General features: G+C 32.0%; 23 protein-coding genes. 13 read left to right on the forward strand and 10 right to left on the reverse strand.

Features of this window, described 5'->3' with window-relative positions:
• Positions 1-467 precede the first annotated feature (467 nt).
• From mnmG to IW20_RS03290, 3 genes are all read right to left on the reverse strand, one after another.
• On the reverse strand, positions 468-2,339 hold the full coding sequence (gene mnmG / locus IW20_RS03280) for a tRNA uridine-5-carboxymethylaminomethyl(34) synthesis enzyme MnmG (RefSeq protein ID WP_035618686.1): 1,872 nt from the start codon (positions 2,337-2,339) through the stop codon (positions 468-470).
• A 150-nt stretch (positions 2,340-2,489) separates the two neighbouring features.
• Entirely contained in the window at positions 2,490-2,909 is a 420-nt protein-coding gene (gene ybeY / locus IW20_RS03285) for an rRNA maturation RNase YbeY (protein ID WP_035618687.1), read from the reverse strand.
• Positions 2,906-6,217, reverse strand: a complete 3,312-nt coding sequence (locus IW20_RS03290) for a coiled-coil domain-containing protein (RefSeq protein WP_035618689.1) — start codon at positions 6,215-6,217, stop codon at positions 2,906-2,908. Before IW20_RS03290 ends, ybeY begins: the two co-directional genes overlap by 4 nt.
• Before the next feature lie 215 nt (positions 6,218-6,432).
• Here IW20_RS03290 and IW20_RS03295 point away from each other — a divergent pair, with 215 nt between their 5' ends.
• From IW20_RS03295 to IW20_RS03305, 3 genes are all read left to right on the forward strand, one after another.
• A complete protein-coding gene (locus IW20_RS03295; protein ID WP_035618691.1) occupies positions 6,433-7,047 on the forward strand; it encodes a hypothetical protein in 615 nt (204 codons plus the stop codon).
• A 108-nt stretch (positions 7,048-7,155) separates the two neighbouring features.
• Positions 7,156-8,661: a glutamate--tRNA ligase gene (gene gltX / locus IW20_RS03300; RefSeq protein WP_035618692.1), complete on the forward strand. Its 1,506-nt coding sequence runs from the start codon at positions 7,156-7,158 to the stop codon at positions 8,659-8,661.
• 146 nt (positions 8,662-8,807) lie between these two features.
• Positions 8,808-9,785, forward strand: a complete 978-nt coding sequence (locus IW20_RS03305; RefSeq protein ID WP_035618695.1) for an SPFH domain-containing protein — start codon at positions 8,808-8,810, stop codon at positions 9,783-9,785.
• Between the two features lie 27 nt (positions 9,786-9,812).
• Here IW20_RS03305 and IW20_RS03310 read toward each other — a convergent pair whose 3' ends face one another.
• The 4 genes from IW20_RS03310 to IW20_RS03325 all read right to left on the reverse strand — a co-directional run bounded on the left by IW20_RS03310 (position 9,813) and on the right by IW20_RS03325 (position 11,458).
• The gene (locus tag IW20_RS03310) at positions 9,813-10,067 is read right to left on the reverse strand and encodes a DUF6327 family protein (RefSeq protein ID WP_035618698.1); all 255 of its coding nucleotides are present in this window, start codon (positions 10,065-10,067) and stop codon (positions 9,813-9,815) included.
• Between the two features lie 3 nt (positions 10,068-10,070).
• Positions 10,071-10,421: a hypothetical protein gene (locus IW20_RS03315; protein WP_035618702.1), complete on the reverse strand. Its 351-nt coding sequence runs from the start codon at positions 10,419-10,421 to the stop codon at positions 10,071-10,073.
• Between the two features lie 146 nt (positions 10,422-10,567).
• A complete protein-coding gene (locus IW20_RS03320; protein ID WP_035618704.1) occupies positions 10,568-10,897 on the reverse strand; it encodes a YtxH domain-containing protein in 330 nt (109 codons plus the stop codon).
• A gap of 81 nt (positions 10,898-10,978) precedes the next feature.
• The gene (locus IW20_RS03325; RefSeq protein ID WP_035618706.1) at positions 10,979-11,458 is read right to left on the reverse strand and encodes a hypothetical protein; all 480 of its coding nucleotides are present in this window, start codon (positions 11,456-11,458) and stop codon (positions 10,979-10,981) included.
• 501 nt (positions 11,459-11,959) lie between these two features.
• On the opposite strand from IW20_RS03325, the gene IW20_RS03330 reads away from it, so the two are divergent.
• Entirely contained in the window at positions 11,960-12,745 is a 786-nt protein-coding gene (locus IW20_RS03330; RefSeq protein WP_035618709.1) for a sulfite exporter TauE/SafE family protein, read from the forward strand.
• Positions 12,746-12,885: 140 nt separating this feature from the next.
• Positions 12,886-13,923, forward strand: a complete 1,038-nt coding sequence (locus tag IW20_RS03335) for an SMI1/KNR4 family protein (RefSeq protein WP_035618712.1) — start codon at positions 12,886-12,888, stop codon at positions 13,921-13,923.
• 33 nt (positions 13,924-13,956) lie between these two features.
• On the opposite strand, the gene IW20_RS03340 is transcribed toward IW20_RS03335, so the two are convergent.
• The 3 genes from IW20_RS03340 to IW20_RS03350 all read right to left on the reverse strand — a co-directional run bounded on the left by IW20_RS03340 (position 13,957) and on the right by IW20_RS03350 (position 17,649).
• Positions 13,957-14,790 carry a hypothetical protein gene (locus tag IW20_RS03340; protein ID WP_035618714.1) on the reverse strand — a complete coding sequence of 278 codons (834 nt, stop codon included), beginning with the start codon at positions 14,788-14,790 and terminating at the stop codon, positions 13,957-13,959.
• 448 nt (positions 14,791-15,238) lie between these two features.
• Positions 15,239-16,315: a cytochrome d ubiquinol oxidase subunit II gene (gene cydB, locus IW20_RS03345; protein WP_035618717.1), complete on the reverse strand. Its 1,077-nt coding sequence runs from the start codon at positions 16,313-16,315 to the stop codon at positions 15,239-15,241.
• Positions 16,316-16,317: 2 nt separating this feature from the next.
• A complete protein-coding gene (locus IW20_RS03350; RefSeq protein ID WP_035618853.1) occupies positions 16,318-17,649 on the reverse strand; it encodes a cytochrome ubiquinol oxidase subunit I in 1,332 nt (443 codons plus the stop codon).
• A 500-nt stretch (positions 17,650-18,149) separates the two neighbouring features.
• Between IW20_RS03350 and IW20_RS03355 the strand changes: the two genes are divergently transcribed.
• The 8 genes from IW20_RS03355 to IW20_RS03390 all read left to right on the forward strand — a co-directional run bounded on the left by IW20_RS03355 (position 18,150) and on the right by IW20_RS03390 (position 25,469).
• The gene (locus IW20_RS03355; RefSeq protein ID WP_035618719.1) at positions 18,150-19,565 is read left to right on the forward strand and encodes an MBL fold metallo-hydrolase; all 1,416 of its coding nucleotides are present in this window, start codon (positions 18,150-18,152) and stop codon (positions 19,563-19,565) included.
• An 88-nt stretch (positions 19,566-19,653) separates the two neighbouring features.
• Entirely contained in the window at positions 19,654-20,223 is a 570-nt protein-coding gene (locus IW20_RS03360) for a YeeE/YedE family protein (RefSeq protein ID WP_035618721.1), read from the forward strand.
• A gap of 10 nt (positions 20,224-20,233) precedes the next feature.
• Positions 20,234-20,650, forward strand: a complete 417-nt coding sequence (locus IW20_RS03365) for a DUF6691 family protein (protein ID WP_081912428.1) — start codon at positions 20,234-20,236, stop codon at positions 20,648-20,650.
• 62 nt (positions 20,651-20,712) lie between these two features.
• Positions 20,713-21,489: an alpha/beta hydrolase family protein gene (locus tag IW20_RS03370; protein WP_035618727.1), complete on the forward strand. Its 777-nt coding sequence runs from the start codon at positions 20,713-20,715 to the stop codon at positions 21,487-21,489.
• 734 nt (positions 21,490-22,223) lie between these two features.
• Positions 22,224-22,685, forward strand: coding sequence for a MarR family winged helix-turn-helix transcriptional regulator (locus IW20_RS03375; protein WP_035618730.1), 462 nt, complete (start codon positions 22,224-22,226; stop codon positions 22,683-22,685).
• A gap of 14 nt (positions 22,686-22,699) precedes the next feature.
• Positions 22,700-23,332, forward strand: a complete 633-nt coding sequence (locus IW20_RS03380) for an NAD(P)H-dependent oxidoreductase (protein WP_035618733.1) — start codon at positions 22,700-22,702, stop codon at positions 23,330-23,332.
• A 32-nt stretch (positions 23,333-23,364) separates the two neighbouring features.
• Positions 23,365-23,931, forward strand: a complete 567-nt coding sequence (locus IW20_RS03385) for a YceI family protein (RefSeq protein WP_035618736.1) — start codon at positions 23,365-23,367, stop codon at positions 23,929-23,931.
• 260 nt (positions 23,932-24,191) lie between these two features.
• Positions 24,192-25,469 (forward strand): hypothetical protein, encoded by a 1,278-nt coding sequence (locus IW20_RS03390; RefSeq protein ID WP_035618738.1) that lies wholly within the window; start codon positions 24,192-24,194, stop codon positions 25,467-25,469.
• Positions 25,470-25,639 lie beyond the last annotated feature (170 nt).

The raw sequence follows: 25,639 nt of genomic DNA on the forward strand, positions 1-25,639 counted from the left end.
TATTACAAAACAGTTTTTCCATATAATAAATCACCCACACTGTTTGTGATTTTAGAGAACCGAGCGATAGCAAACAGCCGAAGTAAATCTCAGCAAGAGACTCGGCAACGAAAATCTTAGCTTTAAAGAGTTACTCATGAAGATTTCTCCTTCGTCAAAATGACAAGATTGTGTTATAATTTTACGGTTTTACGCGCTTACATATTAATACAGTTTTCTAAAAAACTTAACTTAATAACATTATCTGAAGTCTTGAAGAGATTACAGAACTTTATCTTTAATCAAAAGGAATACTCATCAAACATAATAGCAGACAGATTCTGTTTGCGGGAATACTAAATTTCAGAATAATCTATAAACAGAAAAACCCCAACAAAGTCGGGGCTTAACAAAGTAGTTTCACGTGGAACATATTATTTTTAGATTGTATTATAAAACTAAACTCTACAATCTGGAATCTGCAATTATTATCTTCCCATGTAAATAAGTAAAACAGATATATCACTTGGTGAAACTCCGCTAACTCTTGAAGCTTGAGAAATCGTAACAGGACGAATCTTGCTCAGTTTCTGCTTCGCCTCTATCGACATAGATTTGATTTTATTATAATCAAAGTTTTCAGGGATTTTCATCTCTTCTAATCTCGTAAGCTTATCAGCATTATTTCTTTCTTTTTCGATATAACCTGAATACTTAACTTGAATTTCGGCTTGTTCCAGAATTTCCTGATCTAAGTCGTTTTCATTGATATACTCTTTAACCTTCTCAAACTTTAATATATCCTCCAAATCTATTTGCGGACGAGAGAAAACTTTAAACATTTTATCTCCTTGAGAAATCAAAGCAGTTCCTTTTGATTCTAAAATAGGATTTGCTTCTGCAACAGAAACACTCGTTTCTTTAAAGAAAGCAACCATTTTTTCAGATTCATTTAGTTTATGTTCCATTCTACGTAAACGTTTCTCCGAAGCCAAACCTATTTCATATGACATTGGTGTTAATCTGAAATCGGCATTATCTTGACGTAACAAAGTTCTATACTCTGCGCGAGAAGTAAACATACGATATGGTTCTTCTGTTCCTTTCGTAATTAGGTCATCTATTAAAACACCAATATACGCTTCGTCGCGTTTTAAAATTAATGGAGCTTTTTCGTGTACTTTTAAATGCGCATTTATCCCTGCCATCAAACCTTGCGAAGCTGCTTCTTCATATCCTGTTGTTCCGTTTATCTGTCCAGCAAAATATAAACCTTCGACTAATTTAGTTTCAAGCGTATGCTTTAATTGTGTTGGCGGAAAGTAATCATATTCGATTGCATAACCTGGACGGAAAAATTTCACGTTCTCAAAACCTACAACTGTACGCAACGCTTTAAACTGAATATCCTCTGGCAAAGAAGTTGAAAAACCGTTTACATAAACCTCACAAGTATTCCAGCCTTCAGGCTCTACAAATAATTGGTGACGTTCTTTATCAGCAAAACGATTAATTTTATCTTCGATAGATGGACAATATCTTGGGCCAATACTTTTTATTCTTCCGTTAAACATTGGCGAACGATCAAAACCTGATCTCAAAATATCATGCACATCTAGCGATGTGTATGTCATATGACAAGACCTTTGGTGAACCAAAGGTGAAGTAACATCCGAGTATGAAAACTTATCTGGCTTAGCATCTCCCTTTTCTTCGTTCATTTTAGAATAATCCAAAGAACGCCCATCCACTCGTGGAGGCGTTCCAGTTTTCATTCTTCCAGATTCAAAACCTGCCTGAACTAAATCTTCGGTGATTCCGTATGCAGCACTTTCGCCTGCTCTACCTCCACCGAATTGTTTGTCTCCGATATGAATCAATCCATTCAGGAAAGTTCCGTTTGTCAAGACAACCGATTTGGAACGAATTTCAACTCCAAGTGAAGTTCTGATTCCTTTTATCTTTCCATTCTCGATAATCAAACCTTTCACCATTTCTTGGTAGAAATCAAGATTTGGAGTTCCCTCCAACATCATTCTCCATTCTTCGGCAAAGCGCATTCGGTCACTTTGAACCCTTGGCGACCACATTGCAGGTCCTTTGGATTTGTTCAACATCTTAAATTGAATTGCCGTGCGGTCGGAAACGATTCCTGAATATCCGCCGAGCGCATCAATCTCACGCACGATTTGTCCTTTTGCAATTCCTCCCATCGCTGGGTTGCACGACATCTGTGCGATGTTTTGCAAACTCATTGTTACAAGCAAAGTTTTAGACCCAAGATTCGCGGCCGCTGCCGCGGCCTCCGAGCCGGCATGTCCTGCGCCAACTACAATAACATCGTATTCTTCTAAAAACATTTTTTGATATGGATTTTTTTCTGAATGCTTCGCATTCGAAACAACTCAGAAACAAATTAAAATTATTCGTGTTCCACGTGGAACACATAAAGTAAAAACTAAAATTACATGTTCCACGTGGAACATGTAATCAAAAAAAGAGAAATCTAATTATAGTTCCACGTGGAACATTGCAATTTTCTCTTCTTCTTTAAAGCGCATTAAAGCAGCTTCAGTATCAGATTTATCTTTGTATCCACAGTAGTGTAAGATACCATGAGCTAATACTCGCTTCAATTCATTCTCAAACGGTACATTAAAATCTAGAGCATTGTCACGAACTCTCTCCACAGAAACAAATATATCTCCGTTTAGTTCGTTACCAACAGTATAATCAAAACTGATAATATCTGTAAGTGTATCATGATTTAGATACTCTACATTAATTTTATGAAGGTAATCATCATCACAAAATATATAACTTATCTCCCCTTCTTTTTTATTCTCCGAAAGAATCACAGCCGATAGCCATGACTCAAACGCTTCTTCATTATTTAAAACAAAGTCTGTTTCGTAATTAAAATTGATCATTTTGTATTAAAGTATTCTTGAACCTTTTGATTAAAATTCGAGCGCAAAGGTAATGATTGTCTATTTAAAATCTCTATGCTATTTAAATAATCTGATAATGCCTTTGGCAACGCATTCGATTGATTATTAAATTCTTTGCTATTTGTTTCAGATTGGCGCTTGTTCTCCTGACCTTGTTCCTGAACTGCATTATTAAGCTTCAGTAATTCTTGTTGTATATTTAAAATACGTTGCATGTTTTCATTCTTGAAACCTTTATTAAGAAGTTGCTTTTCTAATTGTTTCATTTGTTCCAAAGTCTTCTGACCGTTTGGTCCGAGTCCTTGTTTCTCTAATTCATTTTGCAAAGCTTCTCTTAAACGAACTTGTTCTTTATAAATTTCCATTATCTCCTGAGCATTCCCTTCTCCATCATCACCATTATCACCAGATGTTCCTTTACCTCCAGACTTAGGATCTTTACCGTCTTTACCATCTTTGCCTTTACCAGGTTGTTCCCCTTTCTCCATTCCTTCTTTCATTTTCTTTCCTAATCCTTCTTGCTTCTTCATAATATCTGGCAACTGCATTCCTTCCCCTTGACCAGGTTTTGGTTTTCCTGAACTAGGACTTGACATAGACATTTGCATATTACTTAATAAATCACTCAAGAAATCTGCCAGTTTGTTAGCCGATGAAACTGCGTATTGCTGGTGAGAAACTCCTTTAGAAATCTGAACATCGGTAAGAGTTTCTAAAGCTTTGTCCATATTGTATTGTACGTTTCCAATTTCTTTAGTAACATCTTCTGCTACTTTTGGGTTGCGCAATGACAATGCAAACAAACTATCATCGATGTGTTTAAACTGTAACTTTAAATTTTGCTGTATCTTTATGTTCTTATTAAATACAGATGAACCTAACTTAAGGGATTTAAACTGTAACATAACAGCTTCTTCTGATAATGAAAATGCAAGAAGATTATCCAAAATCTGACGCAACATTTTTACATCTTCTTCTAGTTGTTCTTGCTCAGAACCCTCCATACCTTCTTCCATTTTTTTAGCCATCTCTTTCATTTTCTTAGCAGCATTCTTTTGCTTTGGCTTTGCTTCTGCACTGTTATTTTTCTTTAATTCATCAGATGCTTTCTTCAATTCGTTATCGATATCTTTCTCTTTGTTGGCATCAGCTGGAATATCCATAGGAGCTTTTAATGATTTATTTTCTTCTTTTAAATCCTTTAAATCTTCCTGAAGTTTATCAAATGTCTTATTGATTTCGTCTTGCTTATCGGCAGTATTTTCCTTTTCTTTATTAGAAAGTTCCTCTTGCTTATCGGCAAGTTTATCTAATTTATCTTTTAGTTGTTGTGCTTTTTTAGACACATAAAACCTCTTAGTAAGCTCTACTAATTGTTCTAAATTTCTAGATTGATTTTTAGAAATTTGTTTGAACTTATCTATCTTATCAAACAATTCATCGCTCTTAATTTTATCATTTAAGTCCTTAAGTTCATCCAATAGTTTTTGGTTTTTCTCTAAATCCTTATCCGCTTTATCTAAACGTTTTTGCAAATCATCGATAGTTTGGTCTTTCTTTTCAGTCTTAAATTTGTCTAGATTTTGCTTCATCTTCTCAGCAAATTCTTTCATCATCTGATCTTGTTGTTTCTGACGTTTCACAAAATCATTCACTTTTTGTTGTTCTTTAAACTCTAAATTATTCTTTTCCTTCCCTAGATTTTGAAGTTTTTCTAATTCAGAAATTTGTTTGTCTTGGCTTTTTAATGATTTAGATAAAGCATTGATATTACTATTTTGCATCTCTAAATCTTGTTCATGCAATTCATCTGTAGTTGCAACTCTATCTGAAAATACAGATGACTTTGCACTCTTGAAATTATGTGGTGCATCGTTATCAAAAACCTCAAAATAATATTCATAAGATACTCCTTGCTCTACTGGTAGATTACTTGGGAATGAAAAAACAAACTGATCGAATACATTGTTCTTAACTGCAATTGTTCCACGTTTGGCAGTGTTAGGTTTGTTACGTTCGTAGTATACAATTTGTAATTTAGATAATCCATAATCATCAGACAATTGTCCTAACATAAAGTCTTTACCAAGCTTTAAACTATCAGGAGCAACACTCACATTGATGGTAGGAAACTGATCTTTGATAACAGAGAGCTGATAATTAAGCTTTTCGTAGTTTTTGACCTTATCATTTGATGTAAGAATTTGATATTCTGTGTTTTGAATAACATTTTTAGATAAAACAAAGCTATCCTCAGCTTTAGCAAAAGGGATAGATACATTACCTTCTTTCCAATCTACATTTTGAGTAGATTTAGTATTCATTTTCCAAGTTACTCGAGTTCCTTCTGGTAAAATAGCATTACCAGTTCCGCTAATAGTTTCACTTTTCTTATTAAGATAAGATGGAAAATTCAACTGCATTTCGAAGTTTGCAATAGATGGAACTGTGATCACTTTCAATTCGTACGAAGGAGAAGTAACTAGATTCCCTTCAAGAAAAAACTCAACATTTGTATTTGGTTTCTCTATCTTAAATTCGAATACTCCAGGTTTAGTCGATTCCATAAAGTAACTTTCATTGCCAATATGAATCATAACATTCTCAGGTATAACTTTACCTTCTGATTGTACCTGTAAAACAAAATCTTTGTTCTGTTCAGTTTGTAAATTAGAATTTAGAACTACAAATTTAAAAGGTGCTGGTGGTAAAAAAGCAGCATTAAAGTGTACTACTCTATTTAAACTTTGAGAAAGAATACCACTATTTCCGGAAATATAAAAAACAAAAAAGAACAAAATTGGTATTAATGCTAATGGCAAATATTTCTTATTTGAATTAAAATTAATAGCATTACTAAACGGAATTGGTTGCAACGAATTTGCTTTTTGCTCTATAGAAGCTAACATTAATTCTGACTTTTCGATGTCTGAATCTGTAGCAGAAAGTTGCAAAAAGTTAGTCAGTTTATCATTTACTTCAGTAAAATGATTTCCGATTATTGCCGAAGCTTGGTTGTAATCTATCCCCTTTTGAAGTTTGAATAATTTGAAAAGAGGAAACATAATAAAACGAAACAGTAAAAAAACTTCCACGCATATAAAAGCACAGAACAAAAGTGTTCTTCCTACTGGCTTTAACCAAAGAAAATATTCGATGAAAATCGTAAATAAAAAATACAATAATCCAAATCCAGTAAAAAGAAGTAAGCCTCTAATTAACTCATTGGTATAATATTTCTTGATAAAAGCTTCTAACTTTTGATATATAAATGGAACTGTTTTCAAAATAGTATTCTGTTTGCTTATAACCTATAAAAGTACTAATTATAATAATACCTTTTTCATGTTAAAAGCTTCAATCATTATAAGATAAAACAAGACTTTCAACTACTTAAAACATGATAATTAGAGTTAAACATGATTAAAAGAAAGAAATAAGTATTACATAAATAAATTACTATATGTAAGAATTTTATATAACTTTGCGAAAATTTTGAATTATGAAAAAGATATTTTATGTGTTACTTGTTGCAATTGCAATAACATCTTGTAATAGTGATAATGACACGCTACCAACTAAGCCTGAAGAACAAAGCACAGAGCAACCAACAAAAGAACCTACAGAAGAGCCTGTAGTGAATCCTGTAGAAAATCCAACAACACCAACAGTTGAAACTAAAGGAGAATTTGAAATAGATAATGTTACCTATGACATTACAGATGCAGTTTTGACAACAATGGCTATGCCAAAAAATACAACAGAAGGACAGATATATTTAGGCAGTAACAAAACTCCCATAGGTGCAGCAATCTCTCTTGCTATTAATTATGAAACAGATAAAAAAATTACTGGAACGTATAATATAGGTAAGTCTTATGAAGATGTAGGTGTGTTACAAAGTAAGCTGACGAGTTATCTAATTGTGAAGAAATCACCTGATGGGTCTACTACAATATATTCTAACGGAGAAGATAAAGCGAATTTAAAAGAAGGGTATGTAACAATTACAGAAAATAGTGAAAAAAATTTCTCAGTAAAATATAATCTTTTATTTGAAAATGGAATAACAGCATCTGGAAATACAACATTAAATTTTATCACAAATAGAAGATAGATAAGTTAATGATAATTAAAAGAGCTATAGACTAATAATCTATAGCTCTTTTTTTATACAACAAAATCAAAAATCTAAAATTGTATCTTTGCATCAAAATTTAAACAAATGTCAAAGCAAGTTCGTGTGCGTTTTGCACCAAGTCCGACTGGACCATTACATATTGGTGGTGTTCGTACTGCCCTATTTAATTATTTATTTGCAAAAAAACATAACGGTGTTTTTTATCTTAGAATTGAAGATACTGATCAAACCCGTTTTGTTCCTGGTGCCGAAGCTTATATTATGGAAGCTCTAGAATGGTTAGCAATTGCTCCAGATGAAACTGTTGGAAAGAATGAAAAATTTGGTCCATACAGACAAAGTGATCGTAAAGATTTATACCAACAATATGCTGATCAATTGATCAATTCGGGTTGGGCTTACTATGCATTTGATACTCCAGAATCATTAGATGCTCATAGAAAACAACACGAAGCTGAAGGAAAAACATTTATATACAATCATCATAACCGCGAAAAACTAGATACTTCTTTAGTAATTTCTGCAGAAGAAACTGCTAAGAGAATTGAAAATGGTGAACATTATGTAATCCGTTTTAAAACTCCGGTTAACGAAACATTGCATTTACAAGATATTATTCGTGGAGAAGTTAAGTTTGAAACTAATCTTTTAGATGATAAAGTTTTGTTTAAAAGTGATGGTATGCCTACTTACCATTTGGCAAATATTGTAGATGACCATTTAATGGAAACATCTCATGTAATTCGTGGTGAAGAATGGTTACCATCTATGCCTCTACACGTTTTATTATATAGAGCTTTTGGTTGGGATGCTCCAGAATTTGCACATTTACCATTAATTCTAAAACCAATTGGTAACGGAAAATTATCTAAAAGAGATGGTGATAAACTTGGTTTCCCAGTATTCCCATTAGAGTGGAAAACAGAAGAAGGTGTTTCATCTGGTTACAGAGAAAAAGGATTTTTCCCAGAAGCAGTTATTAACTTCCTTGCTTTATTAGGTTGGAATGATGGAACTGACAAAGAAATATTTTCTTTAGATGAATTAGTTGAAGCATTTGATTTGAACAGAGTTCATAAATCTGGAGCTAAATTTGATCCAGAAAAAAATAAATGGTTTAATCACCAACATTTGGTAAAACAAAATAATGAAGATTTAGCCAAAGACTTCACTCCTATTTTAGTTGAAAAAGGGTTCTCGACTCCGCTCGAACTGACAACAAAAATAGTTTCTTTGATAAAAGAACGTGCTCATTTTGTTTCTGAATTTTGGGAACTAAGTGATTTCTTTTTCCAGGCACCAACATCTTATGATGAAAAAGCAAGCAAAAACTGGAAAGAAGAAACTCCTGCTTTAATGCAAGAACTAACATCTGTTCTAGAAAATATTGAAGATTTTACTTCTGTAAATATTGAAACTATAGTAAAAGATTGGATGACAAAAAATGAAATTGGAATGGGTAAAGTTATGCAACCTTTCCGATTGAGTTTGGTTGGAGCTCTTAAAGGTCCTCACCTATTTGACATTGTTGAAATCATCGGGAAAGAAGAAACAATCTCAAGAATTCAAAAAGCAATAGTAGCTTTATAATCAAAAAAAGCTAATAAAAATAAAAGCGTTAGGAACACCTGTGGTTGGTATTCTTAACGCTTTTTCATTTTAATAAAAACATAACGTATTAAAATGGAAGAAATTTCGTAATTTGACAATTAATATTTAAACTAAATTTATCTGTTATGAACATTCCATTTATTATTCTTATAATCTTCGGATTATTTATTTTCCTTTCTTCATTCTTTACGGTGAAGCAACAAACATCTGTAATTATAGAACGTTTTGGAAAATTTCTTAGTGTAAGAACTTCTGGTTTACAATTAAAAATACCTATGATTGATAGAATTGCCGGACGTGTAAATCTTAAAATTCAACAACTGGATGTTATCATTGAAACAAAAACCAAAGACAATGTTTTTGTGAAACTAAAAGTATCTGTACAATTTATGGTAATTAAAGAAACTGTTTATGATGCTTTCTATAAATTAGAATATCCACACGATCAAATTACATCTTATGTATTTGATGTTGTTCGTGCTGAAGTTCCTAAATTAAAACTAGATGATGTTTTTGAAAGAAAAGATGATATCGCTATTGCTGTAAAAAGAGAATTAAATGAAGCAATGACTACTTATGGTTATACAATTATCAACACATTAGTAACAGATATTGATCCAGATATTCAGGTTAAAAATGCAATGAATAGAATTAATGCTGCTGATAGAGAAAAAACTGTAGCTGAATTTGAAGCTGAAGCATCTAGAATTAGAATTGTTGCTAAAGCAAAAGCTGAAGCTGAAAGTAAGAGATTACAAGGTCAAGGTATTGCTGATCAAAGAAGAGAAATTGCCAGAGGTCTTGTAGAAAGTGTTGATGTATTGAATAAAGTTGGGATTAATTCTCAAGAAGCTTCTGCATTAATTGTTGTTACTCAACATTATGATACTTTACAAGCTATTGGTGCTGATGCAAATTCTAACTTAATCTTACTTCCAAATTCTCCACAAGCAGGAAGCGATATGCTAAATAATATGGTTGCTTCATTTAGTGCATCTAACCAAGTTGGCGAAATGATGAAGAAAACAAATAAAAAGGTTAAACCAAAAACTGAAATAAATCCAGATTATCAAGCTCCAGAAACTCCGGAAGCAATAGAATAATCAAATTTTATAAAATAAAAAAGAGGCTTAATTGCCTCTTTTTTTGTTCATGAACCAAGCTATTAAATAAGGAATAGCAACTTGAATAATTTTTATATAAGAATTTGAAAGTATCGTTTTATACGAACCCAAGAAACCATTAACTAAATTTTGAGGTTCTAAAGATTCTTTGGTTTTTTGAACACTAAGAACTAACTTTTGATAATTGATTTGTTTCTCTAATTTAAGAATTTCCAATTCTCGCTCAATTTCAGCGTATGATGAGTATTTTTTAGTTTCCATAATTTAGTCGTTAAAAAAGATTTCTGAAAATTTCTCCAAGATTGGTCCTTCTACCATTTTATCTTTTATAAAGAAAACTAGTATTGTTGCTATAAGATACAACCCTCCTACTATAAGAAAACCAAAAGTATAACTTCCTAAAGCGGCACTAATTGCAAAAGCAGCTGCAACAGATCCAAATAACATAACCATACCGAAACACAATAAGATTAAAATAAATTTGAATATTACTGTTGTAGATTTCATTGCAACTTTAAAACCCCACAGCTTATAATATGCAAGGTGACTATCAACATAAGCTTTCGCCTGATCTTGAATATTCTCGGTATGTTCTTTTAATTCTTCAAAAGCCATAATAACTATTTTAGTGATATTGATAAAAAATACAAAGTACACAATGAAACCAATGTATTGTGTTTCTTAAAATTAATTAAAAATTTTGAAACAATAACAATTAAAGTTCAATGTGTACTTTGCTTATGCCTAAAAACCAGGCTATTTTATTTCTGAAGTTTAGCGTTTTGAGTTTTCAAATCGGCCAATTTAGTTTCTAAAAACGAAATTACTTCTTCCGTTTTATAGCTCATATTCGAAAGTAGGTTTTCGTAAGTTCCATCTAAATCTTCTTTTGCATTCAAAAACTTATCACGTAATTCCTCAGTTGAAGTTTCTAATTTGTGTTTCAAATTATGTTTTGCATCATCGATTCCGTGTTTAATACGTCCTCTAGTTTTTGAACCTTTATCTGGTGCAAACAAAATTCCAATTCCTGCTCCAATCGCTGCACCAGTAAGAAGTGCTAATATTGTGTTTCCTGTGTTGTTTGACATAACTGTAATTTTTAAAAGTTAATACTAAAGATAATCTTTTTTTTACAAATAAAATTCTAGTAAATAATGTTTAATATAATTTTAATATACATAAGCAACTGCCTGGTACTTACCATCAGGTTTTTCGACAATTGCTACAAATGGATATCCATTATCTGCAGACTTAGTTTTGATACGTCTTTCGGTTTGTTCTTTTAATGCCAAAGAAGACTCCCCTTTTGTTTTTGTAGATAATCCCGAAAAAATTTCAACTGCTTTTAGTCCGATAGTTTGATTAGGATTTAAAACTTTAACCGAACTATAATCCTTTTTGTCAGAGACTACAATTTTTGGAGAAATAGATTCCGTTTTAGAACTTGCTTTTTCATTAAGAGAAGAAACAGCATATTTACTAATAGTAAATTGTTCAGAACTTCCGTTTAATGAATAGTAAAGAAGATCATTATCTTGTTTTATATAATTAACGTCTAATTGTTCTCCGTTATGTTTAACTATTTGGTGAGTTTGCGAAAAAGCAAAACTCGTAAATAATATTCCTAGTATTAAAAATTTGATTTTCATAAATACTGTTTATTAAGTTTATAATATAAAATTAAGCCTCAATAAAGTATATTCTAAAAAATGAAATAAACAATTTTGAAAATAATCGAAAAATCAATTTAGGTGATTTTGATGATTATGAAATAAAATTGAAAAACACTTTAGGTAAAAAAATATTATCAAAACTAAACCACAATCAAAATACTTTACAACGAAGTGAAATAAACATTTCATTATAAAATTGAACCATTAAGAGATTAAGAAAAGTTAAGCTTTGCTTCTTAATGAAACTTAATATCTTAATGGTAAAACTCCTCACAGCGAGGCGAAATAAAACATTTCATTTAAAATTGAACCATTAAGAGATTAAAAAAAATTAAGCTTTGCTTCTTAATGAAACTTAATATCTTAATGGTAAAACTCCTCACAGCGAAGCGAAATTTGCATTTAATAAACCCAATGTGATAAATGTTACTGTGGCTTATGTTTTAAGAAACAACCTTTGTATCAAAAAAAACATCAATGGAATATTTAGGTTACTTTGCTTCAATTATTATAGGACTTTCATTAGGCTTAATTGGCGGAGGGGGATCAATTCTTACTATCCCAATTTTAGTCTATCTATTTAAGATAAATCCAGAACAAGCCACTACATATTCATTGTTTATAGTAGGAATCACAGCGTTATTTGGGAGTTATAGTCATTACAAAATGGGAAATCTTAAGCTGAAATCGGCGTTGTATTTTGCCATTCCATCGGTCATTTCTATCCTGATTATCCGAGAAGTAATTTTCCCCCAAATAGCAGCAACATTATTTTCTGTTGCTTCCTATACCGTATCCAAAGATTTCTTAATCATGCTTATTTTCTCGGTATTGATGATAGCAGCCGCAATCTCGATGATTAAGAAAAACAAAGCCGAACTAAAACCAACAGAAACCAATTACAACAAACTAAGTATAATAGGATTTGTAGTTGGTATCGTTACAGGATTTCTAGGTGCTGGCGGAGGTTTTTTAATTATTCCTGCGCTAATATTCTTTGCAAATTTACCTATGAAACAAGCCGTAGGAACATCATTACTTATTATATTCATTAATTCCTCCATAGGTTTCGGAGGAGATTTATACATAGGAACTCCTGTAGATTATATCTTTTTATTAGAAATTTCGGGCATTGCACTTTTAGGAATGCTAATAGGAACACAACTCTCCAAAAAAATCGATGGTACTAAACTAAAACCCTTATTTGGATGGTTTGTATTAGTAATGGGATTTTATATAATCACCAAAGAAATTTTCTTTTAAGATAAACTCAATCTAATCTTTGTTGTCTTTCTGGTAACATCTAAATAATCAAAAACTTTTTTAATTCATTAAATAAAAGTAAGCTTGAGGAAACTTTTTTCAGTACATTTAACTTAATACTGGTATTACGAATTAACCTTATGGCAAAAACAATCAAACAATACGAAGAAAGTTTATTTACAGAAGACGATGGAAGTAAATTCTCTAAAATAAAAGACAAACTAATAAAAAGCTTCTCCTCTATCGACAGAGAAAAAATCATCAAAATTTTAATTCAATATTCCCAAAATGGCAAAATGCTACATTGGAGAAATTTCTTATTGACTGACATTATTGATCTCGTAAAAGAAGACGAAACAAATTACATAGATTTCTTCGAATGGGCAATTACAAAACCCGAGCTTACTTATTGGGGAATCGATGGACTCGTAAAAACAAAAGGAGAAAAAGCATATAAAACGCTTATAGAGTTAGCTCAAAACGAAAACTTACCAACTGATGTTCGTGCAAAAGCTATAAAAAGTATTGCAATACACAGCAAACAACCTTTTGACCGTGATTTACCAAAAGATCCTGGTTATTGGAAAATTGAGAACTTTAGGATCGACGAATTATTAGATTGGCAAAGCAAAGCATACAAACAAGGCTTAGGTCATAAAGAACCCCAAATTCATCCAACCTTAAAAAATCCAAAAACAGAGCTAGAAAAAGTAGTTTCTAAACTAGACAAAAAATTAAAAATAGAAAGAGACAAGCAACAAGATTTATCAAATCCTTCAGATTGGCTTGCTATTGCCGATGAAAAGAAAATTGCAGCAATAGAACAAAAATGGAAACTACCCGAAAATTATCTGTTGTTTCTTAAGAACTATTCTCCAATTAATGTATTTATCGACGACGAAAAATTCTTTCAAGGATTGAATTTATATGGAGCAAATGATTTAATCAAATCTCAAAATGGTTATTCATTCAACTCAATGACATCTGAAATTCTTACCGATTGGCCATCTAATTATATTGTAATTGCCGATGCTGGTGCTGACCCATACTGTATTGATATTGCAAATATTACAAACAACGATGCACCAATTTATACAAGTATGCACGGAAATGGAAAATGGGAATTCGAAATATACGCAGACTCGTTCATTGATTTTCTAAAAGATATCGTAGAGTAATCTTTGTCAAAGTTCTTTTTACTTTGACAAAGATTAAAGCTCATATTTCCATTTCTGTTCTTTATTATCAAACTCAATTTTCAAATAACGAATATGGCTAACAGGAATCTTAGTTATATTATGGCGCTTAATTTCCCAATCTTTAACTGACATAGCTAAGTCAATTGCATCTTTTTCGAATTCCGTATATGGGCGTTTCTTTTTAATTTTAAATTCTCTTTGCAAACCATATACAGAATCATATTTAAACTCCCCTTCAGAATTAACCAAATCAATACCAGTAAAAAGAGAAATTAATTTTCCGTTTTTATCTATATACAATCCCAACAAAACATGTTGATTTCCATAATCTTTAAGCTTGCCTGTTTTAAAAATAGAATCAATATTAGAAATCGGATTAGGGAGATTAAAATCACTTTCGAATTGATAAATAAAATCATCAATTTTAAATTTATTCCCATTTTCCAGCATCTTCTCATTGGGAACAACATTATTAGTCCATTTCAATGAAGCCGAATTAGAACAGTTTTTTTCAAACACTAATTTCTCATTCCTTTCAGAGGCATATACAACCCATTCCTCATTTACAAAAGCTTCCCAATAACAAGAATTTTGAGCACCTTTTTTTTGGTATCTAAAAGTAAATGACAATTCATTTGGAATATTTTCGTTTTTATAACTTTTCAGAACCTTAAATGTGATCGTATAATTAGAAGAATCTTTATCAAATGTCTTTTTTATTATTCTTCCAGTAAACACCTCTTTTGAAGAATAAAACTCTAATATAGCTTTCGGAATATCGCAATCACATGCAAAACTATTAATACTTCCAAAAAAGAAAAAAAACAGCGTAATTATGTATTTCATTTATTAAAATAATTCGTTCTAAACTAAATAACTAAAATCATTATTTAGAATTATATTTTGGGCGTTCCCTTCGGTCGGGCTATCCGCTATATCTTTTTATTAGAAAAAAAATAAAAAGGATAACGCTCCTATCCCTAACGCAACCATAGAGATAATAAATTTTTGATTTTTATAAAACTTTAGAAAACCAACTTTCAACACAAAAATAGTGCGGATTTTCAATCCGTGCCCGTTCCAACCAAAGCACTATTTTTTTGTTTTAGATTATGGGCACGAATTAAAAATCCGCGCTATCGTGTTTCAACCATTGGAACGCAATTAAAGGCATCTTTGTCAAAGTTTTTTTTACTTTGACAAAGATTAAAATCCTTTTTAATCCTTTAATCTGTGGCAGTAAAATCAGCTACCAACCATATAATTAATTCGTGAGATTCGTGACTAAAAAACCTTAATGTTCCCCATATCCAATATCATCCATTTTACCACTAAAAACGCGATATTGAATAATAAAATAGACAATTACTAGAGCCAAAGCGATAAAGAACCAACTCATTCCGGCTTCTAGTCCGTATTCGTGCGCTGCGGTATTATAAATCGTTAAAGAAGGATTTACACTATTCGTAGATGGTAAAACATTGGGGAAAATTGAAACTGCCGTTGAGGCAAAACCTCCCACAAGAAACAATGTAGAAAACACAAATCCTAAACCGTCTTTTTTGTACGAGCGTACCTTAAATAATCCTATAATACCAATAAAAGTAATTAATGGAAAAATCCACAATATTGGCGTTTCAATAAAATTATGAAAAGGTTTTGGCTCGATAAAATGCCAGATTTGCAAGGATATAAACACCAAAATAAGCAATACAATATTGAGTTTAAAAACTACATTTTTAAGCTTTTCATTTAATGAAGAATTGGTTTTAAAAATAATCCAGTTTGCACCATGAATTGTTAAAGCTACAACGCTTACAATTCCCAGAAACAAAGTAAACCAATCAATAATTCCTAATTCAGCCGCTTGCGGACTAAAAGTAGGATTCCATAAAGGCAAAAAGAAAAAATGAGCTTCCTGAGTAGAAACACCATTTACAACCATTCCTAAATTCACACCACGAACAATATTACCTAAAGCAATCCCAAAGAATAAAGCCAATAGTAAACTCGCAATCCCAAATGCTTTATCCCAAATTACCTCCCACATTGGATGATGAATTTGTCCGCGCATTTCAAGTCCGATCGCTCTAAAAATAAGCAACCACAAAATCATAATCAACGGCAGATAAAACCCGCTGAACGAAGATGCATACAAAATCGGAAAAGCAAAAAACAAAACACCTCCCGCGGCAATAATCCAAACTTCGTTGGCATCCCAAAAAGGACCAATCGCACTGGTTATCGCCTTCTTATCTTTTTCAGTTTTAGCAAAAAATAAATGAATAATTCCTGCACCAAAATCATAACCGTCTAAAACAATGTAAACAGCTAGAATTCCCATTAAAATTACATACCAAAAAAATTCCATAACTATATTTTTTCTGTGTGAGGTCCTTTATTGATGATTTTTCCAACCATTAGCAAAAACAACATGCCCAATAAAAGATACAATCCTATAAATCCTAATAATGTAAATAACGTATTCCCAGAGGAAACCGTTGGCGAAGCACCTTCGGCAGTGCGTAATAAATTATAAACCAACCACGGCTGACGTCCTAACTCGGCAGTATACCATCCTGTAGTATTGGCGATATACGGAAAAGGAAGCATAAAAAGCAACGACCATAAAATCCACTTGGTTTCAAAAAGTTTTTTTCGGCAAAGCTGTAAAACTGCCACAGACATCAACCCAATAAAAATTGTCCCTAGTCCTACCATAATATGATAAGCATAATACAATCCCGAGATATTAGTTGGGTGAACACTTTCGTCAAACTGATCTAATCCTTTAATTTCCTGATGCCAGCTTCCGTAAGTTAGGAAACTCAAGATATTAGGAACGGCAATTTTATTATCAAGTTTTTTATCTTTTACATCCGGTTGCCCGATAAGCACAATCTCAGAACCTTTTTTCTCAGTATGAAAAATTCCTTCCATAGCTGCAAAAGTCACAGGTTGGTATTTCACCACGTTTTTAGCCAATAAATCACCCGTAGGAACAGCTACAATTATACACGAAATTAATCCGAAGATAACACCCGTTTTTACGAATAATTTCCCGTAAGTTAAGTTCTTCTTACTCAGAATATAAAAAGCTCCGATTCCGGCAACAACAAACGAACTTGTTATCATAGATGCAGCCTGATTATGTAAGTACGAAGGCCATAACCAAGGATTAAGAAACAAGGCTTGAAAATTGGTTAATACAAATCTTCCGTTTTCGAGAATTTCATAACCTACAGGATTTTGCATCCACGAATGTGTCGCAATAATTAAAAATCCGCTTGCCCAAGAACCGATACATATAAGCAATGCCGTAACAAAATGCCATTTATGTCCGAGTAGTTTCTCGCCAAACAAGAATATCCCAAGAAAAGATGATTCTAAGAAAAAAGAAAACATCCCTTCCATAGCAAGCGTTTGCCCGATAATTCCACCTGTTAATTCCGAGAATTTAGCCCAATTGGTTCCAAACTGAAACTCCATCGGGATTCCCGTAACAACACCCATTGCAAAATTTAAAGCAAAAATCCTCATCCAAAAATGAGTCGCGTGATTGTATTGTTCGTTTTGAGTTTTTAAATATTTCCATTTAAAATATACAATGATTAAAGAAAGTCCCATTGTAAGTTGCGGAAAGAGGTAGTGAAAGGTTATTGTAAATGCGAATTGCATTCGGTCATAAAAAAGCATTTCTTCCATACTAGCGTATTTTATTTTATTATGAGGTTTCGCAAATTTACCTATTAAAACTAACATTTTATGTCATAAAAAAAACTTTATCACCTTGTCTTTGTCAAAACTTTTAGCTAGTTCAAAAATAGACAAACCACTAATTACATAAAAACCAAACAACTAAAAACAAGCATTACTTACTTAAACACTATACCATTATTTTTTTTAAACCATTTAAGTCATTTAAGCCCATTTAAGTTTTACTCGAATAGCTTAACTTATATTTACTTATATCACTTATATGGTGAAATACTAACTTAAATAACCTGCCATTAATTCTTTTTAGATTATAAGTGATTCAAGTTAATTTAACTTTTATATAAACAGGCTGATTACTATTTACTTATATCACTCATACAGTTCAATTTTTCTTTTTTTGAGCTCAAAATAAAAACTGTAACATTAGTCACTTATTTTCCAAAAAAACAAAGTTACCTTTGTAAAACATTATTTAAGATTACACAACAATGAAAATTGAACAAATTTATACCGGATGTTTAGCACAGGGCGCCTATTATATTACTTCAAATGGCGAAGCTGCAATTATAGATCCGCTCAGAGAAATACAACCCTACTTAGACCGTTTAAACCGTGATCAGGTAAAATTAAAATACATCTTCGAAACTCATTTCCATGCCGATTTCGTTTCGGGACATGTTGATTTAAGTAAAGAAACTGGCGCACCAATTATTTATGGTCCAAATGCCGAATGTGGATTCGATTGCGTTTCTGCAACCGATGGACAAGAATTTAAGTTAGGAAACATCACAATAAAAGCGTTGCATACTCCTGGACATACTATGGAAAGCACCACTTATTTATTAATTGATGAAAACGGAAAAGATTATGCGATTTTTTCTGGAGATACTTTATTTATTGGAGATGTTGGTCGTCCTGACTTAGCTCAAAAAGCTACTTCAATGACGCAAGATCAACTAGCAGCAATATTATTTAATTCGCTACGAACAAAGATAATGCCTTTGGCAGATAATGTTATTGTATATCCTGCTCATGGTGCTGGAAGTGCTTGTGGTAAAAACATGAGTAAAGAAACGGTATCGACTATAGGAAACCAAAAAGCAACCAATTATGCTTTGCGTGCTAATATGACCGAAGCTGAATTTATCACTGAAGTTACCGATGGATTATTGCCACCTCCTGCTTATTTTAGCATGAATGTAGCTATGAACAAAAGTGGTTACGAAAGTTTTGAATCTGTTTTAAACAACGGAATGAAAGCTATAAAAGTGGATGAATTTGAGGCTGTAGCCGAAGAAACTGGTGCTTTAGTTTTAGATACAAGAAATAGCGGAGATTTTAGCAAAGGATTTATTCCGCAATCGGTAAATATTGGTATCAATGGAGATTTTGCTCCATGGGTTGGTACTTTAATTGCCGATGTAAAACAACCTATTATATTAGTAACCGAAATAGGATTAGAAGAAGAAGCTGTAACACGATTAAGTCGTGTAGGTTTTGATTCGATTATCGGGCATCTTGAAGGTGGTTTTGATGCTTGGAAAAATGCTGGTTACGAAACTGATACGGTAAACAGAATTACGGCTGACCAATTTGCGGGTGAATTTAAGGTTGAAGAAAACAAAGTAATTGACATTCGTAAAGAAACCGAATATAGTGCCGAACATATCGAAGACGCTTACAACAAACCATTGGCTTATATTAATGACTGGGTAAAAGATATCGACACAAAAGAACATTTTTATTTACATTGTGCTGGTGGATACAGAAGTATGATTGCTGCATCGATATTACAAGCGCGCGGATTTAGAAACTTCACCGAAGTTGAAGGAGGTTTTAATGCTATTGCAAAAACTACAATTCCAAAATCAGATTTCGTTTGTCAAAGCAAAGTTTTAAAGTAAATAAGTAACAAAGGTACAGAGGTACAAAGCGACAAAGATTTTAGCCTCTGAACCTTTGCCACTCCAAACCTAAATAAAAAAGTAACAAATGAATTTAATTGATATTATAAAAGAACCTTGGCCTTGGTATGTTTCAGGTCCGCTAATAGGATTGACCGTTCCTATTTTATTAATTTTTGGTAACAAAGCATTTGGTATTAGTTCCTCTTTACGCCATATATGCGCCATGTGTATTCCGGCAAATATTCCATTCTTTAAATACGATTGGAAAAAAGAAAGCTGGAATTTATTATTTGTCTTCGGAATATTCTTGGGCGGAGTCATAGCAACTGTTTTCTTATCGAATCCGAATGCTATCGAAATAAACTCAAAACTTACAACGGAATTAGCAACTTATGGCATTACCGATAATTCTGGATTAATGCCTGTTCAGCTTTTTTCATGGGAAAGTTTATTAACTCTTCGTGGATTTATAATGATTGTAGTAGGTGGTTTTCTTGTAGGTTTCGGAACGCGTTATGCGGGAGGATGTACAAGCGGACACGCAATCATGGGAATTTCTAATTTGCAATGGCCATCTCTAGTAGCAACTATTTGCTTTATGATTGGCGGATTTGTTATGGCAAACCTGATTCTTCCTTATATACTTTCACTTTAAATTCTTAAAAATGAAAATTTCAAACTTAAAATATATGCTTGTCGGAATTGTATTCGGCATAGTATTCGTAAAAGCCGAAATCATTAGTTGGTACCGTATTCAGGAAATGTTTCGTTTACAATCATTCTTCATGTATGGCGTAATCGGAAGTGCTGTTGCAGTAGGAATGTTATCAGTTTTTTTGATAAAAAAATTCAAGGTAAAAACTATTCAGGGAGAAGAAATCAAGATTGAACCTAAAACATTTAGTAAAGGTCAGATATATGGCGGATTATTATTTGGATTTGGTTGGGCAATCACTGGAGCTTGTCCTGGTCCTCTTTTTGCACAAATAGGAACTGGAGTAACTGTAATTGCAGTAACATTGGTAAGTGCAATATTAGGAACTTGGGTTTATGGTTATTTTAAAGACAACTTGCCTCATTAAGCATATTGTAAACTAATTTATCAGCTACTATCATAAACCAATTCTGCGGAAGCATAACCAAAATGAATAAAATATATTCTCTGATTTTACTTTGTTCACTAATACTAAGTTGTTCAAACTATAAAAAAGCAAGTGTTCAAGAATCAAATCATAGTTATGCTGTCAAACTTGATAGTGTAGAGATATTTGACAAATCTAGAAATAGAAAAATTCCTGTTGCTTTATATTATCCCAAAACAGATAAGAAAATAAATAACCAACAAGTAGTAATTTTTAGTCATGGATACGGAGAAAACAAAGGCGGAGATAATAAGATTTATTCTTATCTAACAGAAAATTTAGCTTCTAAAGGATATTTTGTTATCAGTATTCAACACGAATTACCAACCGATGACCTTCTTGCAATGGAAGGAGATTTTAAAATTACAAGAAGACCAAATTGGGAAAGAGGTACTGAAAATATTTTATATGTTATTAATGAGTTTAAAAAATCAAATCCTGAATTAGATTTTAAACATCTAACCTTAATCGGACATTCGAATGGTGGTGATATGACTGCTTTGTTTGCAACTAAATATCCTAAATTAGTTTATAAAGCAATAACAATGGATAACCGAAGAATGCCACTTCCTAGAGTTTCCGAACCTAAAATATATACTTTACGTTCTAGTAACTACCTTGCAGATGAAGGTGTATTACCAACAGAGCAAGAACAAAAAAAATACGGAATCAAAGTTCAATTAACGCCCGTAACCCATTCTGACATGGACAATGATGCAACAATCGAGCAGCGAAAATTATTAAATACTTATATAGAGGAATACATAAGTGAAAAATAACAAATATTATTTCTCTACATATTAAGACTATAAACCCAACAGATTTTAAAAAACTGTTGGGTTTCTTTTTATATTCTATATTAAAATCTTTGTCAAAGCTTAATCCCAAACTTTTGAAACTGATTCTATTTAAACGCAAAGTACACAAAGAAAAAAACGCAGAGATTCGCAAAGCCATTGATTAAGCTTTGTGAACCTTTATGTAATCCTTTGCGCCCTTTGCGGTAAATTCTTTTAACTGTTCCCAACTTTTATAACTGATTCGATTTAAACTCAAAGTACACAAAGAAAAAAAACGCAGAGATTCACAAAGCTATTCATTAAACTTTGTGAACCTTTATGTAATCCTTTGCGCCCTTTGCGGTAAATTCTTTTGCCTACTCTCCAACTTTTATAACTGATTCGATTTAAACGCAAAGTACACAATGAAAAGAAACGCAGAGATTCGCAAAGCTATTCATTAAACTTTGTGAACCTTTGTGTAATCCTTTGCGCCCTTTGCGTTAAATTCTTTTGCCTATTACTAGAAGATACACATAACCTAAACAACAATTAAACCTCAATTAATCAACTCCTTAATTAGAAAAATACAAATAAATTTTACTAATTTTAAACTCGAAATCTGACCACGAAAAACTCCCCTTAAACAATATTAACAAAATTTTAACAACACATTTGTATATACAACAATAAAACATATTACATTTGTATATACAAATTATACACTTACGACTATGACAATTGAAGATGTAATAAAAAGTACCGTTAAGATGGATAATCCAAAAAGAGTTATTCTGAATATTATGTACACACAAAATATACTTCAGGATAAATTTAATGAGGTATTAAAACCTTATGAATTATCTGGAGAACAATATAATGTGTTACGTATATTAAGAGGACAAAAAGGAAATCCTGCAAATATGTGTGTTATACAAGACCGTATGTTAGCAAAAACAAGCAATACAACTCGATTAGTCGATAAGTTATTACTGAAGGATTTTGTTACCAGAAATGTATGTCCGAATAATAGAAGAAAAATAGAAGTATCGATTACAGATAAAGGATTAGAAGTTTTAAACGAGTTAGACCCAAAAGTAATTGAACATGAAAATGTTTTTTCAGAAAATCTGACCACAGATGAATTAGAATTATTAAACGAATTATTAGAAAAATTTAGAAATCAAATAAATTAATACGAGTAAATAACATGAATACTTTCCTAGAAAATCAAAATTGGAGATACGCAACCAAAAAGTTTGATGCGACCAAAAAAATCTCAGCTGAAGATTTAAATACACTAAAAGAAGCAATACGATTAAGTTCATCTTCTTATGGTTTACAACCATACAAAGTGATTTTTGTTGAATCACCAGAATTAAGAACAAAATTACAAGCTGCTGCATGGGGACAATCTCAAATTGTAGAAGCATCTCATTTGGTAGTTTTTGCAAATGATACTAATATTGGTGATGATGCAATTGACCGTTTTATCAAAAATATCAGCGAAACAAGACAAATTCCAAATGAATCTTTATCAGGATATAGCGATTTTATGAAATCTAAAATCTCTACACTTCCTGCAGATGCAAAAAACATCTGGGGATCTAAACAAACTTATTTAGCATTAGGAAACTTATTAAACGCTGCTGCAGAATTAAAAATTGACGTTACGCCAATGGAAGGTTTTGATCCAGCTGCATTTAATGAAATCTTAGGTTTAGATGCTTTACATTTAAACGCATCAGTAATTGCAACTGTAGGTTACAGACATGAAGAAGATGCAACACAGCATCATAAAAAAGTAAGAAAAACTCAAGAAGAATTATTTATCACACTATAATTATTAATCCAAATTTATTAAAATCAAACAAAATGAAAAATTTAAAAACAATTGCTCTTGCCCTAGTGGTAGCTTTATCATCAGTTTCTATTAACGCACAAACTAAAAAAGTAGACGTTAAAACAAGTACAGTTAAATGGGTTGGAAAAAAAGTAACTGGAGAGCACTCTGGTACTGTAAACCTAAAAGATGGTGCTTTAGTATTTAAAGGAAAAAAATTAGCTGGTGGAACTTTCACTGTAGATATGACTTCTATTAACGCAACTGACCTTTCTGGTGAATACCAAGGAAAATTAAACGGTCACTTGAAAGCAGATGATTTCTTTGGAACTGAAAAATTCCCAACTGCTAAATTAGTTTTCAAAACTATCGGAGCTAAAGCAACTGATGTTTATACTGTAACTGCAGATTTAACTATCAAAGGAATTACTAAACCTGTAACTTTTGATATCACTGTAGCTGGAAACACTGCTACAACTGCATTTAAAGTTGACAGAACTAAATATGATATTAAATACAACTCAGGAAACTTCTTCGAAAACTTAGGAGACAAAACTATCAATGATGATTTTGAATTAACTGTAGCTTTGAAATTCTAATATCACACGCTTACTAATTCTGAAAATCCCATTTGCCACGGCAAATGGGATTTTTTTATGTCTTAATTTTTGACGTTCAAATTCAACAATCTGTTTACGAACAAAAAAATAACGTTCTTAAAGTTATAATAACACTTTCATAATGTCTTATCATTCTTTGATTAACAAACCCCTTTTACTTTTGGGACAATTAAAAAAAAGCCTTTGTCTCAACCAAAAGGCTTTTATCCAAAAAATCAAATTTTGCTAAAGACAACACTATGAAAAAAAATTTACACCTTGTAATTATTTGTTTAGTAAGTAGTATTATAGTCAATGCACAACAACAAAAAGGGATTGTTGGTGCATCAAACTGGATGAATAAATGGACAAATTTTAAACCTGCATCAATAGATTATAATGAAGCTACAAATATTCTGGCTGGAACTATCGATAAGGACACCAAATTATACAAGCGTAATACATACCAACTAGTTGGGGTTGTTTATCTAACCAACAATGCCGTTTTAACTATTGAACCTGGAACTGTAATAAGAGGAGATGATAAAACTTGTGGAACGCTAGTAATAACAAATGGCTCTAAAATAATGGCCGAAGGATTAGAAACTGACCCAATTATATTTACATCTAATAAAAATGTTGCCGAAAGAAAACCTGGGGATTGGGGCGGAATAATTCTTTTAGGAAAAGCTCCTATTAATAAAATGGGCGGAGTAAGTTTTCTTGATTTTAACCTAGACCCTGTTGTAAACCATTATGGCGGACAAGATCCTGAGGATAATTCTGGAATTTTAAAATACGTACGCATCGAATATTCAGGCAGAAAACTGAATGCTTTAAAAGAAATTAATGGTTTATCACTGGCAGGAGTTGGTCGCAAAACTAAGCTAGAATATATTCAGATAAGCTATTCTAATGATGATTCTTTTGAATCTTATGGTGGTGATGTTGTTATGAACAACTTAGTTTCTTACCGAGCTACTGATGATGATTTTGATTTTACCCAAGGTGTACAATGCACTATAAATAATAGTATCGCCATTCGTCACCCTTACTCATCAGACATTTCAGGTTCAAGATGTTTTGAAATTGACTCTTACGACAAAATCGAAAATAGTGATACCAGCAAAAAATTAACCAAGATAACTGCTAGTAATATCACATTAATAAATCTTGAAGAAAGTAATCAGGGGCTTGTACGTGAGGCAGTACATATGGGCGAAAACAGCTATTTTACCTTAAATAATAGTGTAATTTCAGGCTTCACTCCTTTTATGGTATTTCAAGGAAAAATTGGAGATGGTGTAGTTAATCTAGAAAAAATTAAACTAAACGGATTAATAATTAATAACTGCCAAGGTGCAATTTTAAGCGAGAATTCTAATTTTGATTCAGCTATTAAGAACTGGTATCAGAACCCTGCGTTTGGTTTAGAATATACAAGTATAAGAAATGTCGCATTATTTACAGAACCTAACATCAAAACAAATCCAGATTTTAGAATTAACGTAAATAACACTTTAGCCAGTGGAAATTAAGCCTTTAAAATGGATCGTTTAAATTAAATTTAACAAAAAACTCAAAATAATACAGATTTTTTTTAAAATAATGTATACGAATATTCAAATTACATTTATACATTTGTACCAACAAAAAAGTTTATGAAAACAATTACAAATAATACTTGGTGGTGGAGCAATTTACGTCA

This window comes from Flavobacterium hydatis (assembly GCF_000737695.1).
Lineage (GTDB): Bacteria > Bacteroidota > Bacteroidia > Flavobacteriales > Flavobacteriaceae > Flavobacterium > Flavobacterium hydatis.